The sequence below is a fragment of the Pseudanabaena sp. BC1403 genome (genome assembly GCF_002914585.1).
Taxonomy (GTDB): Bacteria; Cyanobacteriota; Cyanobacteriia; order Pseudanabaenales; family Pseudanabaenaceae; genus Pseudanabaena.
In genome coordinates, this window is the sequence record NZ_PDDM01000012.1 from 47,670 (window position 1) to 64,744 (window position 17,075).

Here is a 17,075-nt window from a genome sequence, read left to right on the forward strand (position 1 = left end):
AAACCAATTTTAGTTGGCGTGGCTTTGCCATGCCAACTAAAATTGTTACTAGTTCCTTAACGCATCGACTCGCGATGGACTTTGACTAATTTAACTTCATCTTCTTCAGCAAGATACTTATTCATCATGTAAACAACATACTCAGGTTTGAGATTGCTGTCTGGCTTGCAACTACCCATGAAATGAATTTTCGGAAACTCAGGATCGGGATTAGTGACATTAATTGCAAAAATGCGATCGCGTAATTCCAACATTTGATTTCGTCCCGATTTTGAGACTTTCGGCATTTGGATCGAAGTTGCGGCGAGGACACAGTAACCTGCGCCTTCGAGCAAATCCATAATGTCGGCAGCATTACGCTCTTTGGGCGTAATAAAAGCAAGCGTTAACGTATATTCCGCAACTTCGAGAATGGAATCTAAGGATGGTGAATGGACTTCCACTTCTTCGATCGCATAAATTGGTAAATCATCATCAAGTTCCGCACTAAAGCGTTGTTGAAACTCGGTAATGGGAATATGCGCCGTTAATTCAAAATCCACAAATTCGGCATTGCTGGTTTGACCGAGAGGCAAAGCCTTAGCAATGGAAATACGCGGTAATGGGTTAAAACCCTCAGTATGGGCGACAGGTATCGCCGCACGACGGGCGGCACGTTGGAAGAAACGATGTAAATCCAGATGGGAAATCAGGCTCATGTCGCCGAGCTTGCCAAACTTGAGACGGACGCGCTGTACTCTGGGCGGAACAATCGGCTTCTCCAAAGAAATCGTAGGGATTTCTGGCGGTGGAATCACGATGTTATGTCCAAACTCAGGGCCACAGACTCCACATTCCGAGCAGCCACCAAAGGAGCAATCTGGAATGGTTTGTGCAGCGATCGCCCTTTCCCAGTCTTCGATCAGCCATTGCTTATCGATACCCGTATCAACGTGATCCCAAGGCAAATCATCTTGCATTTTTAACGATGGCGCATCCCATACGAGATCCGCCTCTGCGATCGCCTGCGTCCATGCTCCAAAAGCTTTCTCGGTATTCTCAAACCATGAATCCATACCCGCGCCCAGTTGCCATGCCCGATACACGACTTTACCTAAGCGGCGATCGCCTCGTCCGACAAAATCTTCCATCGCGCTGATGCGAATATCGGTATAGTTGACTTTGACATTAGATAAACGACGAAACTCTTGGCGCAATAATTTCTGCTTCTGCACAAAGTCGCCACTAGACACAGTATGCCATTGGAAAGGGGTATGGGGCTTGGGAGTGAAATTAGAAATGGTGATATTCACCGATAGTTTCTTGCGCCCTTTTTCCGAACATTCATTCTGCAACCATGCCACCGTATCGACAATCCCAATTACATCTTCATCGGTTTCCGTCGGCAAGCCAATCATGAAATAGAGCTTCACCTTGTCCCAACCTTGGGTATAGGCAGTTTTAATCCCTTGCAGCAGTTCCTCATCGGTCAAGCCCTTATTAATCACATCGCGCAAACGCTGCGTACCTGCTTCGGGCGCAAAGGTCAGCCCCTGCTGTTGACGACCATCACCACTGCGTAGCATATGCGCGATATTCTCATCAAAGCGATCGACTCTCTGGCTCGGCAATGAGAGAGTTATATGCTCATCTTTAAAGCGATTTTTAATCTGTACGCCCACCGATGGCAACGCCAGATAATCGGAACAAGAGAGAGAAAGTAAAGAGAACTCGTTATAGCCTGTTTCGCGCAGTGCTTTCTCAATCGTATCCACAACCTTCTCAGGATCGACATCACGGGCAGGACGAGTGAGCATCCCTGGTTGGCAAAAACGACAGCCACGAGTGCATCCGCGCCGAATTTCGATAGTCAAGCGATCGTGAACTGTCTCGACTAAGGGAACTAAACCAATACTATGCTCTGGCATCGGTGTGGCAACCCTACGCAAGGCGCGAGGCGAGACATCACTGCGATTGGGTGCGATCGCGCCAGTCTTGATATCCATGTCATAAAATTCAGGCACATATACGCCATCAACTTCATTAGCCAGCGCTAACAGGGTTTCACGGCGAGTTTTGCCTGCTAATTTGGAATCTTTAAGAACTTCGCCAATTTCAGGTAATAATTCTTCCCCATCACCGAGTGCAAAGAAATCAAAGAAGTCGGCATAAGGCTCAGGATTAGAGGTCGCAGTCTGTCCCCCAGCAAAGATTAAAGGACATTCTTCAATACTCAATTCACTACGTTCTTGCCATGTCATCGGAATATTTGCCAGATCCAACATTTCTAAAACATTAGTTGCGCCTAGCTCATAACTGAGGCTAAAGCCTAAAACATCAAATTCCCGTAGCGATCGCTTTGACTCAACGGCAAATAAATCAGTGTTAGTTTCGCGTAATTTTACCGAGAGGTCGGGTGCGGGGAGATAGGCGCGATCGCATAGCTGCCCATCCTTAGAATTAATAATGCTGTAGAGGATGATATGCCCTAAGTTGGACGCGCCCACCTCATAAATCTCAGGATAAGTTAGTGACCAGCGCACGATCGCATTTTCCCAAGGTTTTCGCACTGCACCAAACTCGTTGCCTAAATAACGGGCTGGTTTAAGGATTTCGGAATTTAGTAACTGTTCGACGGGTACGGGCATAACTAATAATTAATTTTAGGGTTTGATAGTAGCTAAGTGTTCGGTTAAGGAGGTTTGAATAATAGTTTGGGGAGTTACGCCTAAGCGGTTGGCTTCGCGATCTATTAGCTCAATCATCCAGATAGGCAGATCGATAGTAAGTCTTTTTTGAGTACTGAAAGGACGCTTGGCTTTAGATAGATCGAGCATTTCGATAATATCTTCTTCTCCATCGTCAAATTTCTGGTCAAATTCCTTGGCGTTCATATAGGGCAACCTCTTGTATGCGCGATCTGCGGACAGAAATAATCCGAATATTTTGATCTCGGTAGGCAATAACTCCAGACCAATGTTTGTTATTTATTTTACCAATAATTACAAAGCGTGTTTCACCTTGGATTTTGCTGGGAATTTCTAGCAAATCGAGATCGTTCCATAATTCTTGAGCCTTAACAAAATCAATTCCATGTTTAACAAGATTAGATTGACTTTTACTCTCATCATATTCAAAGTTCCTCATGGTAGATCTCTACACTAGTTTCTATCAAAAGCTATCCTATGTTTTATTATTCACTTTTGTTGCCAAATTTTGAACATCATTGACCTGCAATTCTAAATTCAGAACGATTTTGTTCCATTTCAGCGACGAGCAAAAAAATATCAAGAATTATAAACTTCTCTTAGAGTAAGGGTTTTAGAACTGTCAAATTTGGAATTGCTAATGCAATATATACTCCTAAAATAGAGTCAACTGTTCCGAACCATCCAAGCCAATCTTGCGGGGCATTCTTTTTTTGTCGTCTTTCAATCCGCCTAGATTTTTGATGTTTTCTAGAATTTTTGGGATGCAGTATTCAGTCATTTCCTCTCTAATCTTTTGCGAATCAAAGCGAATAGTTCGCCAGCCTACAGTTTCAAGATCATTGTCTCTAAGATTATCTTCTCTAATGCGTTCTTTGGATGAATGCCAAGTGTCACCATCAGTTTCTGCATCTATTTTCCCTTTTTCGCAGTAAATAGCAAAGTCAAGGAGATAGGTTTTATCTTTGATTTTCTCTTCCTGTTGACGCTCCGCATCTATCGAATAACGCTTGAATTCAGCCCAAAGTTTATCTTCTAATGGACTTTCGTCCCAAAGATCATTAATTTCGGCTGCGTTTACTAGCTTTTCCCAAGTTGTAGGAATGAACAATATGCGTCTGAGCCTACGGCTATAGATTGGCTGCGGTAGCTTTTCCATAGGATGTATATTTATTTTGTAATACTGCTTTTGACTTTTGGGGTTTTGCGGTTCATCAGGAAAAAGCTCATATCTGAAAACTGACCGAATTGACTTTATGGAAGCATAGTAATTGATAGCAAATGCCTCATCACGAAAAATCTTTGGCTGATAAATGGCTAACCATTTTGGTTCCCATACATTTCGTTGTTTAAGACGCTCCACTTGATCGGAGGGAATTCGATACCAATTTTGCTCACAGGCAATTTTCATGTCTGATTTTGTTGGCATAATCACTACAAGCACTTCGCCACGCTTTGCCATTTTCTGTCTAGCCCCAATTGTTAAATAATCATAATTTACTAATCACTCATCATCAATACCAATTGATCGTAACTTTGCCAATAATAAATTTACCTGTTTCTCAGCATCGTCAGCCCGTTTTCGCTCGAAATTAGCACGCTGGTTTTCTAAATCAGCCTGTTCATCTGTAGTGAGATAGTGATCGCCTTTCTCATTAAACCAACTTAAACTTCACGCCCGAAGCGATCGCTTTGACTCAACGGCAAATAAATCAGTTTTAGTTTCGCGTAATTTTGCCGAGAGGTCGGGTGCGGGTAAATAGGCGCGATCGCATAGCTGTCTATCCTTAGAATTAATAATGCTATAAAGGATGATATGCCCCAAGTTTGATGCGCCAACCTCATAAATTTCAGGATAAGTAAGCGACCAACGCACGATCGCATTGTCCCAAGGTTTACGAACTGCACCAAACTCGTTGCCTAAATAACGGGATGGTTTGAGGATTTCGGAATTCAGTAACTGTTCTACGGGTACGGGCATGATTTCACGACAATATGAGCTAAACCTATTTTACATTTAGCGCGATCGCGATTTCGTAGTGACGTTTTACTCTTCAGAAATACCGAGCGATCGCAATTTTGCTAATAACAGATCAATTTGTTCTTGTGCAGTATTTGCCCGTTGCCGCTCAATATCAGCCTGTTCATCAGTAGTGAGATAACGCTGTCCACGCGCATCGAACCAGCTTAAAACTTCACGACTAAAGCGATCGCTGGGCAACACACAGCGCCCAATCCCTAAACCAATCTCTGGCATCCACAATGGTTCACCAATCTGTAATTGATAACCGCCATCAACTAATTTGTAAACCTCAAATGGCAAATGTCCATCACGCCGCCAGAATTGAGGATTGTAAATTACATAATATTTAACACCTAATTTTCGGTAAATATCTAATTTCTTCTCATATTCACCACCATAGGTATGAGATACAACTTCTAGCGTCAAAATCGGTGCAGTATCAAATTCTTCCCACATCACATAGCTACTCCGCGAGCCGCCATTTTTACGCCGCTCCACACCTAAGCTCAAAAAGCCATCAGGAACTACTGGCACTCTCGGACTTGCGCCAGTGGTGTGATAGATACCCATATCGACACCAAAGTACCAATCGTCGCGATTTTTCCAAATATACTCCAGTAAGAATAATAGTAAATTCGGTAAAAAATTCTGGTCTTCGTTATCCACAGGCGTATCGTCAGAATCGGGTAATTCGTCACTGGTGGGGAGATGTTTGAGATCGATTTGTAGCATCGGAATAACCTCAAAAGTATCTTAGCTATCTGGTTGGTATTATAGGCGATCGCAAAATGAGTAAAATGAGACCATCACCAAAAATGCGGTTTTTTATGGCATACAGTTCTTGTGTAATCAGTTGCTAATCTTGTCATAATTTGTAATTTGTATAGGAGGCGATCACATATGGTTTTAGCAGCTACTAAGCGATATACCGCGTCAGAATATATAGCTCTAGAGGACAAAGCCGAATTTAAAAGCGAATTTATTAACGGAGAAATTATCCCAATGGCAGGAGCTTCCGCAAATCACAATAAAATCGCCTTAAATGTGTGTCGGCTATTACCTCTAGCAATTGGCGAGCAAACCTATGAGATATTCATGAGTGATATGCGGCTATGGCTTCCTGAATATAATCGTTATACCTATCCTGATGTGATGGTGGTTTCTGGTGAGCCAGCTTTTGTTGATCAAAGACAGATGGAAGTTACTAATCCCTGTTTGATTATTGAGATTCTATCTAGCTCCACCCAAGCCTATGATCATGACAGTAAATTTCGTCAATATCGCTCTATTCCTAGTTTTCGGGAATATGTTTTGGTTTATCAAAATGGCTATGAAGTTGATCACTATGTCAAGGAGTCGGAAGATCGATGGGTATTGATGACCTATAAGGGAGAAGAATCTGTGATTGAGTTGGTATCAATGCGGATGGGAATCAGATTAAGAGATTTGTATAAGCGAGTGAAGTTTGACTGATCAACCGCTTTGTAAATCCGTAGAATAGCTGTAAGGAAGTATGAGTCATGTATTAATTGGAATATCAGGAGGCATTGCCGCCTACAAGGTTTGCGAAGTTGTTTCAAGCTTGGCAAAACACGGCATTGAAGTGCGCGTGATCTTAACGAAATCAGCGACAGAATTTGTCACGCCGCTTACTTTTGCCACACTCTCTCGCAAACCTGCTTATACCGATGCTGACTTTTGGCAGCCTAGCAATGGTAGACCATTACATATTGAGTTAGCAGAATGGGCTGACATATTTTTGCTAGCACCAGTAACTGCCAACACCTTGGCGAAACTCTCTTATGGCATGGCAGACAACCTGCTCACAAATACAGTCTTAGCTTCTACTTGTCCGATTCTATTTGCGCCTGCGATGAATACGACTATGTGGCTCCAACCCTCTGTCCAAGAGAATTGGCATAAATTATTACAAGATAATCGATATACAGCGATCGCACCGACGGATGGGATTCTCGCCTGTGATGCAGTTGGCACTGGAAGAATGGCGGAGCCAGAAATAATTTTGGAATATTTAGAATCTTTTCTATTTACCAAGGGAAAACAAGATTTAAAAGGGAAGAAGATTTTAGTGAATGCTGGCGGAACTCGCGAATTTATCGATCCTGTGCGCTTTATCGGCAATCCATCTACTGGTAAGCAGGGAATTGCGATCGCTAAAGCAGCCATGCATCGTGGCGCAAATGTTACGCTCATAACTGCCTCTAGTGTGTCTCTCTCTATGGGAGAGAGGCTAGGCATGAGGGTAGTTCGCACTGCCGCAGAAATGCACAAAGCCATGCTCGAAGAATTCCCCTTAGCTGACATCACGATCGCAGCAGCAGCCATAGGTGATGTGCGATCGCAATTTCAGAGCGATCACAAGTTACCCAAATCAGAACTTCCTTTAAATCTAGAGCTAGAATATATTCCCGATATTGTTGCCGATCTTGCCAGTCGTAAACGTCCTGATCAATTGCTAGTGGGATTTGCGGCTCAAACTGGGAATGAGTTAGAGGTCTTGTCGGCGGCAAAAGAGAAGTTAGCGCGAAAAGGGCTAGATGCGATCGCGGCTAATGCGGTTAATAGTTCTCAAACTGGGTTTGGCACTGATACCAATCAAGCCACATTTATCCATAAGAATGGCAACACCCAATCCACGCCCCTCTGCTCAAAATTAGAACTTGCCAATCGTCTATTCGATTTTTTGTTAACCAGTGATTAGAAAGAGTAGGGTCAATTCATGAATTGCCCCTACTCTTTCTCTAGTTGGGTATAGTTGCTGGCTCTAGCCCTGTAGCTTTACCAAATTTACGAAGGCGATCGCTTTCGGGTTCCATCCAAGCATAGACAAAATGACTAATGCAATTAATCTTTGGCTGTCTAGCCAATATAGCCCTCGTTTGGATTTCAAAACTAGGATGCCCATCAAATCCCTGTCCCCAAGTTCCTGCCAAAACTGGACAAACTAAAGTCTCAGGCGCTGATTGGCGGACAACTTCAGCGACCTGATCGGCAACACAGCTACCATCACTACAAAGTGCATAGGTCATCGGATGACGCTCCATGTTCTTGGGAAAACGATCCCAAGGCTGCATTCTTGCCTCAAAACGACCTGATTCAGTGCGATTACCATTGGGAAAGAAAACAGTGCCAATGGGAATATTATTTTGCTGAAGAGGAGCTGTGATTGTGTTTACAAAATTAATCACGCCTTTATAGGCATGGTTCGTGGCGATATTCCAGAGTAAACCTTCCGCGATCGCAGCAGTTTCTCTAGGATTTTTAATATTTGTCGGTCTCACCTTAATGTTATCTGTTAGTTTCTTCTCAGTCTGAACCACATCATCAGCCGTCAGATCACCATTTTGGAGATAGATATCCATGAGTTCTCGAACAGTTTTATTGTCAATACTATTCAGCAAAGCTGTTCGCGAAGCTTTTCCATGAATCCATAGCTGCTTGACGTTATCAATCAACTCGCCAGTGGAATTGGTGGGATAGCGAACATAATCAAATACCATTCCGTCGGGATTGCGTTGCATCAGCGCTTTGACTACCGATGTCAGATCAGCTTTGGCGATCACATTGTACGGATCGGCAAATAGATGATCAGCTTCATAGGCATCTTCATAAAAAGCTCGTCCATTACTAACTAAGCTGCGATCAAAATTGGTATTGGCAATACTATTTTCCCCTTTGCCATTAAGTGCTACAGCTCCCGAACGCCCCTTAATTTCGCTATAGCCATAGCCGAAATTCATCGCAAATGACCATCCATAAACTTTGATGCCCCTTGCTCTGCCGATCTCGATCGCTTGTTTCCACAGATCATAGTCCGCAGGTACTTCCCCAGCCTTGACCGACTCTTCCATCACCGATCGCCAAGGCGTAGGATTATCGGCAACAGGCAGTAACACCCGCCCATCATAAAAAACTTCGATAAAAACTTGGTTATAGCCACGATTAGCCATTTTGTCGAAAACATCTTCTAATACACCTGCTTTGACATCATTGGGATATAGCCGCAACCAAGTAGCTTGAGTTTGGGGTGTATTGCGATCGCGACAGGCTTGTAATTCTGATTTGTGTTTTTGAATAATCGCCTGATACTGAGCTTGGGCATTTGGATCACGAGGATTTGTGACTAAAGCCGATTTTCGTAGTTCATGTTTTCGCAAAATTTCCGCAGTACCCACATCACAGGTGGGCTTGCCCCATAAAATCTTGTCAGGTAATGCACCCGCGATCGCATTCCCAGTAAAGACTGTACTTAAACAACAAGTAAAAGAAGCGATCGAAAGCAAATTAAATTTATTAAGCGTTTTATTAATCTCTTTCTGGTTTATTTTATATTTCATAGACTTGAGAAATAGTAAGGTTCGGGATCAGGAAATCGTATAGAAACAAATCCTATCCCATCTAAGTTTTTATAGACGAACTAGGCTTAACAATGTGGCAAACTGACAAGTATATTTCAGACTCTCCTCAACATGCTCCATAACCCTGCCAGATTTAAACCTAGTCCCATCGAAGATGATTCTGAAGAGAATGATGATGAATTAGAGTTTTATGACTTCAATGAACCCGAACCAGGCAGCCCACCTGGAACGCTAATCATTGATGAAGATGCCACTATTCCCAATATTTTCTTAATTGATTACAATGCCGAGGAAGCCCTAGGGGTTCAGCTTGCTACGCCTGAAGAATGTTTCCCTTATCTAGATAGCCACTCAGTTTCATGGGTAGATGTCCAAGGGCTAGGGTCTGAAGATGTCTTGCAACGACTAGGCAAAGTGTTTAACCTCCATGCACTTGTGCTTGAAGATATTGTCAATATTCCTCAACGTCCTAAGGTCGAGAGTTTTGAGGATCAGGAGTTGATCATCCTGCATATGGTGACTAGCCGTGAAGATGGTAGGGGTTTTTATGATGAGCAGGTAAGTTTGATCTTAGGCAAAAACTATATTCTCACCGTCCAAGAGGAACCTGAAAATGATGTATTTGAGCCAATTCGCCAGCGCATTCATCGCAATCGTGGTGTAATTCGATCGCAGAAGTCTGATTACCTTGCCTATGCACTGATTGATGCGATCGTGGATGGATTTTTCCCTGTGCTAGAGGACTACGGCGAACGTCTCGAAGATTTGCAGGACGAAGTAGTGGATAAGCCTACTCGCCAAACCCTCGATAAAATCCATAAAATCAAACGCGAACTATTGTTATTAAGGCGTGCAATTTGGCCGCAGCGCGACGCAATTAATTCGCTAATTCGGGAAGAAAGTCCTTTGATTGATCGTGAGGTACGGGTGTTCTTGCGTGATTGTTATGACCACACTGTACAGGTTATGGATATGGTTGAGACCTATCGCGAACTTGCTGCTAACTTGATGGATATTTATCTGTCATCGTTGAGCAATAGCACCAACGAGATCATGCGCTTTTTAACTGTGATTTCCACGGTGTTTATTCCGCTTACCTTTGTGGCAGGTGTATATGGCATGAATTTTGATACTGAATTAGGAAATATGCCCGAATTGAAATTACCGTATGGTTATGCTCTCTGTTGGCTACTAATGCTATCGATGTCTGGGGGATTGTTATTTTTCTTTTGGAAAAAAGGCTGGCTATTTAGCCCAAAATAAAGTTACTTCAAAACATAAAATGGCTACGCCATTTTATGTTTTACAAACCCTTACAGGGTTTGTTTTTTAATCAACAAAAGTGTCGCCGCATTTTTGTTGATTTGCATAAGATCCGTGAAATCTAACAATCCGCATAATCCGTGATTCAGACTTTATTGTGTTACTTCCTCAACCTCACAAACGCAGACTGCAAAGGGTGACCTTACAAGCACACCAAGTCTCACCAGTTTTACAAATTAATAGCGCGATCGCCCTCACCCCAGAGCAAAGACATTACCTATGCAATGTATTGCGTTTAGAAACTGAATCTGAATTTATTGCCCTCGATCGCCAAGGTGGATGGTGGTTAGCTCAATTGTCAAGAGATCTAAATGTTGCCAATATAATTGACAAACTAGAAAATAACTCGGAATTATCAGCCCAGATTACACTTGGCATCGCTATGCCCAAAGGTAGCAATATCGAATCGGTAATTCGGCAAACTACGGAGTTAGGGGTGCGCCAAATTGTGCCGCTATATAGCGATCGCACGGTCTTGAAACCAGACAATCAAATTGGTAATCAAAAACGCGATCGCTGGCAACGCATTGCCGAAGAAGCTGCTGAACTTTCGATGCGTACCTATGTGCCTGAAATAAATAATCCAACAACATTAACTTCTTGGTGTGAGCATCTTGCTAACGTACCATCACCAATTTTGAAATATATTTGCGTGATTAGTCCCCATGTGACGCATTTACTTACAAGCCTACAAAGCTCAAGTTATTCATTAGACTTTGCTGAAAACAATGGGCAAATAATTATAGCTACGGGCTGCGAAGGCGGCTGGACTACTAGAGAAGAAGAAATGGCGATCGCATCGGGATTTGTCCCAGTGTCTTTAGGCGATCGGGTGTTATCTGCTGTCACAGCACCAGTAGTAGCTTTATCTATAGTCAGCGCATTCATTGACTGTAGATAAGGTGTACCAAAACCCGTAGCTTGCGTCCCACAGCGGCGCAAGCTTATGTACCAAAACCCGTAAGGTTTCGCCTCAGTGGGACGCAAGCTTATATACCAAAACCCGCAAGGTTTCGCCCCGCAGGGGCGAAACCTTGCGGGTTTTGGTTTGTGTGAAAAGTGCTATGGCAACGCCATTTTGAATATGGGTATTATTTATGAATATCTTTCTTTACTCCTTCTTTTTTTATGCTAAATTCTAGTAAAACTTACCAAAAAATCTTTACTAGAATTAACCAATTCAATGCAACAAAAGATGCTATTTCCTCCAATTACTAGGTTTGATTCGCTTGTCAACCCAATTGAAGTAAAAAAAGAACTTGACACTCAGCATTGGAGTATTCGCAATATCTCACAAAGTGTGGATCTATCGGCATGGCGATCATTTCTTCGGGATCTCCCCCCAGATCCATATGTAGAGTCTCGATTTAAACGAATGTCTTGGTTGCACATACTAAGCGATGGTAGCGTCCAAGATATGGGTGAATGTGCTATGGCGCAGAGTGGTAAATACAACGACGCTAGTACAATGGCAAACAAGAATCGCTACTACCAGCCTCTAGAGCGAGCTTTCATTGATCGAGAGGATGTGCAATCATTTGTTGCCGATTGGGCGAAGCTTTGGGGAATAGGAGTAGGAGAGCCGATTCTGATGCAGATCACGGGGGTTAGAGGGCATGGACACATTGATCCCTTGCAAGGGCAGGGTATTCATGCCGACGGATGCACAGCACTGAGTATTGTTTTACTTTCTCGCGAAAACGTATGTGGAGCAACTAATTATCTTTACAATGATAAAGAAGGTACGCAGCCAATTGCCACCGTTGTTTTGAATTCGGGAGACATCCTGCATTTATGTGACGACAGATTGTTTCACAATGTAGATAGAATTGCACAGCAATTTTCAGGTACACCATTTGAACGCTTTGTTATTATCATCAACAGTCGCTTTGTCGATAAGTTCCAAAATGATGAGCTACGAAAATGTTTCCCCAACGCAGTTCTCCATGGCAATCACTATCAACATTAGGGAATAGCAGTAAAATAAAGAGTCAATTTTTTGTGATGGGGCTTTGCCGAGCTACCAAAAAATTGGCTCCTTATTAAATCACAGAGTCCTTATAATGACCAATCAACAACAAACCCTACAAATAATGGTGCAGCCAATAATGGTGCAGCAAACCATTGCGTTACGTACCAATGGGAAAAAACTACACAATATCACCCGCCTAGTGGAAGCAGCCTTAGCTCAATCAGGGATAAAGATGGGGTTATGTAACGTGTTTTTGCGCCATACATCAGCAAGTCTAATTATTCAAGAAAATGCTGATCCTGATGTGTTGGCAGATCTAGAAACATTTTTCACAAAACTGATTCCCGAAGACGCGAGTCAATATCGACATATTTCTGAAGGTGTTGATGATATGCCATCGCATATTCGCAGTACGCTAACTAAAACATCAGAAACGATCCCGATCGCTAATGGTAAACTTGCCCTCGGCACTTGGCAAGGAATCTTTGTCTGGGAACATCGCAATTTGGGTCATACCCGCGAAGTGCTGGTACATATTACAGGATGCTAAATGAAGCCCTCAAAAAAGCCACCAGCAAATCGATATCGTCCAGCCTTTAAGAAAAAAAAGTGGCTGAGAGGGTTTCAGTGGTTTTTACCAGGATTATTTGTAAAGCGATGGCTACTAGTTAGCATCGTTGGTATTGTGCTAATCGTTTTAGGGATTGCCATCTCCGCTAGACTAACCCCGATCTTATTTTTATCCCGCTTGATTGGTAACGCGATCGACACCTTGGTTGCCATCTTGCCACGCAATATGAGTGGTCCAATCGCCTTTGCAATTGGCATCGGACTATTGTGGTTAGGACAAAAACGAGCGCTTGGCTCGATCACGCAAGTTTTGATGCCCAATCAAGACAAAGAACTATTAGAGTTGCTAGTCTCCCATCGCAAACTCAATCGTGGTCCCAAAATTGTTACTGTGGGTGGTGGTACTGGTTTGTCAAACTTATTGCGTGGACTCAAGCAATATAGCGCCAACATTACTGCGATCGTCACCGTTGCCGATGATGGTGGCTCCTCTGGAAGGTTACGCCGCGAGCATGGTGTATTGCCTCCAGGTGATATTCGTAATTGTCTTGCTGCCCTTGCTGATGAAGAAAAGTTAGTAACCGAACTATTTCAATATCGTTTTAAAACTGGGGAAGGATTATCTGGTCATAGTTTTGGTAATTTATTTCTTACCGCGATGAGTGAAGTAACAGGTGATCTGGAAAAGGCGATCGCAGCTAGTTCACAAGTCTTGGCTGTGCGTGGGCGTGTTCTGCCCGCAACTCTTGATCACATGGTGCTATGGGCAGAATTTGAAGACGGACGCTATGTGGAGGGAGAGTCGAATATTCCTGAAGCTAAAGGCAAGATTAAACATATTGGTTGTAATCCAGATAATCCCAAGGGATTACCTCAAGCGATCGAAGATATCAACGAAGCAGATCTGATCATAATTGGACCTGGCAGCTTATATACCAGTATTATTCCTAACCTGCTTGTACCTGAAATACTTCAAGCATTAATTGATCGCAACGTGCCATCGATCTATCTTTGTAATATCATGAGTCAGGTAGGTGAAACTGACGGCTATGCTGTATCTAACTATGTAAGAGTTTTAGATGAGCTAGCAGGTGTGCGATTGTTTGATGTAGTTCTAGTTCAGAAGCATCCACCTTCTGAGCGATCCCTACAACACTATGCCTCCTCTGGGTCACATTTTACGGTTCTAGATCGTGATAGTCTCGCTGCTATAGGCTGTCCTGTTTTGATTGCCAATATCATGCGAGAGAAACCCAACGGAACCGTATGTCATGACTCTGAAAAACTTGCAGGTGTCTTAATGCGCTGGTATAACCGTCAGTAGTTGGATTTCAACCTAAAAATGTCAAAATGTCAGATTATTTTAGAAAGTCAGTCAGATTAAGTCATCAGTGTTAGAGAAATACCACATTCAAGTTAACAGTGATATTTATGCTCTTGCTAAATTGCAAGGGTGGTTTCAGCAATTTCAAAATTTATTACCAAAACCAACTTGGATGCAGTGCAATCTTGTGCTGGTTGAGGTATTTACCAATGTAGTATCTTATGCGCATGAAGGCCTTTCTGAAGAAACGCCCATCGATATTGAGATTACAATCAATGAGATCGAATACTTGCTAGAAATGAGGATTTGGGACTTTGGTGAACCTTTTGATCTGCAAGCAGAAATTGATCGGGCTGCTTTAGAAGCGCAAAAGAGTCAAGAGTTTGAAAGTATTGATGATATTCCCACAGGTGGGCGAGGCTTAATGATCGCAAAGACAGTTGCTGATGACATCAGATATGAGACCTTACCTGACGGACGTAATTGTTTTGTAATGAGCAAAAATTTTGCAAAGCTTATTTAATCCCAGAAGAGGAAAGGCGGTGCAAATCGCCGCCTTTCCTCTTCTGGGATTTGGTATGGAATTGCTATGAATTAGCGCTTAAGCCATAGTACAAAAGCAAACAAACCAACAGGTAAAGTAATGGCATATATCGCGATCGCATTCATTACATCGACTGTTAAATTATTTGCCAATAAGCCCCAAGTGGGCGCAGCATATTTAATTACTGCCGACGCGATCGTTGAATAAACAAATAATCGCAAAATAAACAAAACTTGTTGCAACATAAATTAATCACAAAATTTAAATCAGGCGAGCGGCTCTTTACGCCGCTCGCCTGATTTATTTAGTTTTTCTTTTTGCCACTTTCTTTCTCTTGGATTTCACTTGGCACAGGGAATTGCTCGATCGGTTGTCCAGCTAGCGCCCTTTCCATAAACTTACGCCAAATTGGAACCACATACACACCGCCAGTCACACCATTTGCCATCGGTGAATAATCATCATTACCAATCCAAATAGCTACTGATAGCTGCGGTACATAACCGACAAACCAAGCATCGCGAAAATCTGAAGTTGTACCCGTCTTACCCGCTACAGGTCGCCCGTCACTCATTTGCGCTTCGGTTGCCGTACCGTTGGTAACGACTCCACGCAAGGCATCAGTTAAATAAGAAACTGCGATCGGATCGAGAATTAATTCAGGTTTTGGTGTATTGTCCAGTACTAGATTGCCATTGCGATCGGTTACCCGCGCAATCAACGTAGTTTTGGATTTGTAACCACCACTGGCAAATACAGCATAGGCTCCAGCCACCTCCATCGGCGTAACATCAGCAGCACCAAGCGGTAAAGAAACAACAGGGAGTATTGGACTGTTGATTCCCAATTTTCGACAGAGCGCAACTACATTTTCGTTGCCAAATTCTAGACCTAACTTAATTGCAGGAATATTTCGAGAAACTGCGATCGCCTGACGAATGCTAATTGGCCCTGAGAATTTATTGTCATAGTTACGCGGTGCGTATGGTTCATCGCCATCAGGAATCGTCATTGGACTATCATCAATCGTTGAGTCAGGAGTGTAGTTACCTGAAGCAAAGGCAAGATAATAGACAAAAGGTTTAAACGAAGAACCCAGCTGTCGTCTTGCAAGAACGGCACGGTTATACTGATTTTTGTCAAAGTCGCCAACACCGCCTACCAAAGCTTTTACAAATCCAGTACGCGGATCGACAGCCACTAAAGATAATTGATCTGCATAGGCTCCGCGATCGACTAAATCCTTGTGTCCTTCGGCAGCAACTTCTTCAGCTATACGCTGCATCTTTAAGTCAATAGTCGTCTGGACACGCAATCCACCTTGGAGAACGACATCACGACCAAATTTTTCTTCTAGCTCAGCCGTTACAGCCTGCGACACATAAGGAACACGGCTTGCTTCGTAAGAGATCCCTTGCTTGCGAATAGTTATTTTCTGAGCCTTAGCAGCTTTGACTTCGGATTGAGTTGCCCATCCAAGCTCTAGAAGTCGATCAAGCACTAGCCCCTGACGCTTCTTAGATTCACTATAGTTATCCACTGGATTGAATACTGAAGGCGCTTGAATCGTACCTGCTAACATAGCAGCCTCTCCAAGGGTCAAATCAGCAGCAGATTTACCAAAATAATTTTGTGAAGCGGTTTCAGCTCCATTCGTATTTTTTCCCCAAAATACTTGGTTGAGGTACATCTCAAGGATTTGCTCCTTAGTAAATACCTGCTCAACACGCATTGCCAAAACTGCTTCAGCAACTTTGCGATTAAGACTACGTTCGTTGGACAGAAACAAGTTTTTAACTAATTGTTGCGTTAAGGTCGATCCCCCTTCAACAGTTCCACCTGCATTAAAGTTAGCTAAAATAGCGCGTCCAATACCACTGGGATCAATACCCTTGTGGGTATAGAAGTAAGCATCTTCCATCGCAAGCACCGATCGCTTAAGATGTGGCGAAATGCGATCAAGGGTAACAACTTCGCGGTTGACATCACCATGTAAACGGGCAATTAGTCCACCGTTAATGTCGTAAATATAGGTGGTTTCGACGGGTACATAACCTTTAAGTACTCTCACATCGGGCAGATCGCGAAAACTGAGCGCTAAGCCAACCAGACCACCAGCTACTGCCGCACCACCAATCATGATAATGCCCAGCAGCGTGCCACCAACAGCTTTGAGAGTGCCTTTTAAAATACTGCCTGTAAGAGACTGAGAACGCTCTACACTATTCGATGCCACAGCTATCTACCCTTTGA

Annotated in this window: 16 protein-coding genes and 1 pseudogene; 8 read left to right on the top strand and 9 right to left on the bottom strand. The window is 43.1% G+C overall.

The annotated features are described in order from the left end of the window. Positions 1-56: 56 nt before the first annotated feature. The 6 genes and pseudogenes from CQ839_RS12320 to CQ839_RS12345 all read right to left on the bottom strand — a co-directional run bounded on the left by CQ839_RS12320 (position 57) and on the right by CQ839_RS12345 (position 5,442). Positions 57-2,627, bottom strand: a complete 2,571-nt coding sequence (locus tag CQ839_RS12320; protein WP_103668581.1) for a TIGR03960 family B12-binding radical SAM protein — start codon at positions 2,625-2,627, stop codon at positions 57-59. 15 nt (positions 2,628-2,642) lie between these two features. Next, on the bottom strand, positions 2,643-2,873 hold the full coding sequence (gene brnA, locus CQ839_RS12325; protein WP_103668582.1) for a type II toxin-antitoxin system BrnA family antitoxin: 231 nt from the start codon (positions 2,871-2,873) through the stop codon (positions 2,643-2,645). After that, positions 2,854-3,126, bottom strand: a complete 273-nt coding sequence (locus CQ839_RS12330; protein ID WP_103668583.1) for a BrnT family toxin — start codon at positions 3,124-3,126, stop codon at positions 2,854-2,856. The genes brnA and CQ839_RS12330 overlap by 20 nt, the downstream gene beginning before the upstream one ends. 216 nt (positions 3,127-3,342) lie before the next feature. Beyond that, the gene (locus tag CQ839_RS12335) at positions 3,343-4,149 is read right to left on the bottom strand and encodes an endonuclease domain-containing protein (protein WP_103668584.1); all 807 of its coding nucleotides are present in this window, start codon (positions 4,147-4,149) and stop codon (positions 3,343-3,345) included. A gap of 219 nt (positions 4,150-4,368) precedes the next feature. After that, positions 4,369-4,668, bottom strand: a pseudogene (locus tag CQ839_RS12340) (B12-binding domain-containing radical SAM protein); the annotation flags it as partial. 66 nt (positions 4,669-4,734) lie between these two features. Then, positions 4,735-5,442, bottom strand: coding sequence for a Uma2 family endonuclease (locus CQ839_RS12345; protein WP_103668585.1), 708 nt, complete (start codon positions 5,440-5,442; stop codon positions 4,735-4,737). A 168-nt stretch (positions 5,443-5,610) separates the two neighbouring features. Here CQ839_RS12345 and CQ839_RS12350 point away from each other — a divergent pair, with 168 nt between their 5' ends. Next, positions 5,611-6,183, top strand: a complete 573-nt coding sequence (locus tag CQ839_RS12350) for a Uma2 family endonuclease (RefSeq protein ID WP_103668586.1) — start codon at positions 5,611-5,613, stop codon at positions 6,181-6,183. A gap of 40 nt (positions 6,184-6,223) precedes the next feature. Further along, positions 6,224-7,432 (top strand): bifunctional phosphopantothenoylcysteine decarboxylase/phosphopantothenate--cysteine ligase CoaBC, encoded by a 1,209-nt coding sequence (gene coaBC, locus CQ839_RS12355; RefSeq protein ID WP_103668587.1) that lies wholly within the window; start codon positions 6,224-6,226, stop codon positions 7,430-7,432. A 40-nt stretch (positions 7,433-7,472) separates the two neighbouring features. On the opposite strand, the gene CQ839_RS12360 is transcribed toward coaBC, so the two are convergent. Then, complete coding sequence (locus CQ839_RS12360) at positions 7,473-9,068, bottom strand: hypothetical protein (protein ID WP_103668588.1); 1,596 nt, start codon at positions 9,066-9,068, stop codon at positions 7,473-7,475. A 132-nt stretch (positions 9,069-9,200) separates the two neighbouring features. On the opposite strand from CQ839_RS12360, the gene corA reads away from it, so the two are divergent. The 6 genes from corA to CQ839_RS12390 all read left to right on the top strand — a co-directional run bounded on the left by corA (position 9,201) and on the right by CQ839_RS12390 (position 14,801). Then, positions 9,201-10,352: a magnesium/cobalt transporter CorA gene (gene corA / locus CQ839_RS12365; protein WP_103668589.1), complete on the top strand. Its 1,152-nt coding sequence runs from the start codon at positions 9,201-9,203 to the stop codon at positions 10,350-10,352. Positions 10,353-10,548: 196 nt separating this feature from the next. After that, positions 10,549-11,313, top strand: coding sequence for a 16S rRNA (uracil(1498)-N(3))-methyltransferase (locus tag CQ839_RS12370; protein WP_103668590.1), 765 nt, complete (start codon positions 10,549-10,551; stop codon positions 11,311-11,313). A gap of 294 nt (positions 11,314-11,607) precedes the next feature. Beyond that, complete coding sequence (locus CQ839_RS12375; RefSeq protein ID WP_219817774.1) at positions 11,608-12,381, top strand: 2OG-Fe dioxygenase family protein; 774 nt, start codon at positions 11,608-11,610, stop codon at positions 12,379-12,381. Between the two features lie 124 nt (positions 12,382-12,505). Further along, the gene (locus CQ839_RS12380; protein ID WP_181016192.1) at positions 12,506-12,934 is read left to right on the top strand and encodes a secondary thiamine-phosphate synthase enzyme YjbQ; all 429 of its coding nucleotides are present in this window, start codon (positions 12,506-12,508) and stop codon (positions 12,932-12,934) included. Further along, positions 12,935-14,278 (top strand): gluconeogenesis factor YvcK family protein, encoded by a 1,344-nt coding sequence (gene yvcK, locus CQ839_RS12385; RefSeq protein WP_103668592.1) that lies wholly within the window; start codon positions 12,935-12,937, stop codon positions 14,276-14,278. Positions 14,279-14,345: 67 nt separating this feature from the next. After that, on the top strand, positions 14,346-14,801 hold the full coding sequence (locus tag CQ839_RS12390) for an ATP-binding protein (protein WP_103668593.1): 456 nt from the start codon (positions 14,346-14,348) through the stop codon (positions 14,799-14,801). Between the two features lie 71 nt (positions 14,802-14,872). Here the strand turns inward: CQ839_RS12390 and CQ839_RS12395 are convergent, their stop codons facing one another. Both CQ839_RS12395 and CQ839_RS12400 read right to left on the bottom strand, forming a co-directional pair. Further along, the gene (locus CQ839_RS12395; protein ID WP_103668594.1) at positions 14,873-15,067 is read right to left on the bottom strand and encodes a hypothetical protein; all 195 of its coding nucleotides are present in this window, start codon (positions 15,065-15,067) and stop codon (positions 14,873-14,875) included. Between the two features lie 59 nt (positions 15,068-15,126). Further along, a complete protein-coding gene (locus tag CQ839_RS12400; protein WP_103668595.1) occupies positions 15,127-17,058 on the bottom strand; it encodes a transglycosylase domain-containing protein in 1,932 nt (643 codons plus the stop codon). Between the last annotated feature and the right edge of the window lie 17 nt (positions 17,059-17,075).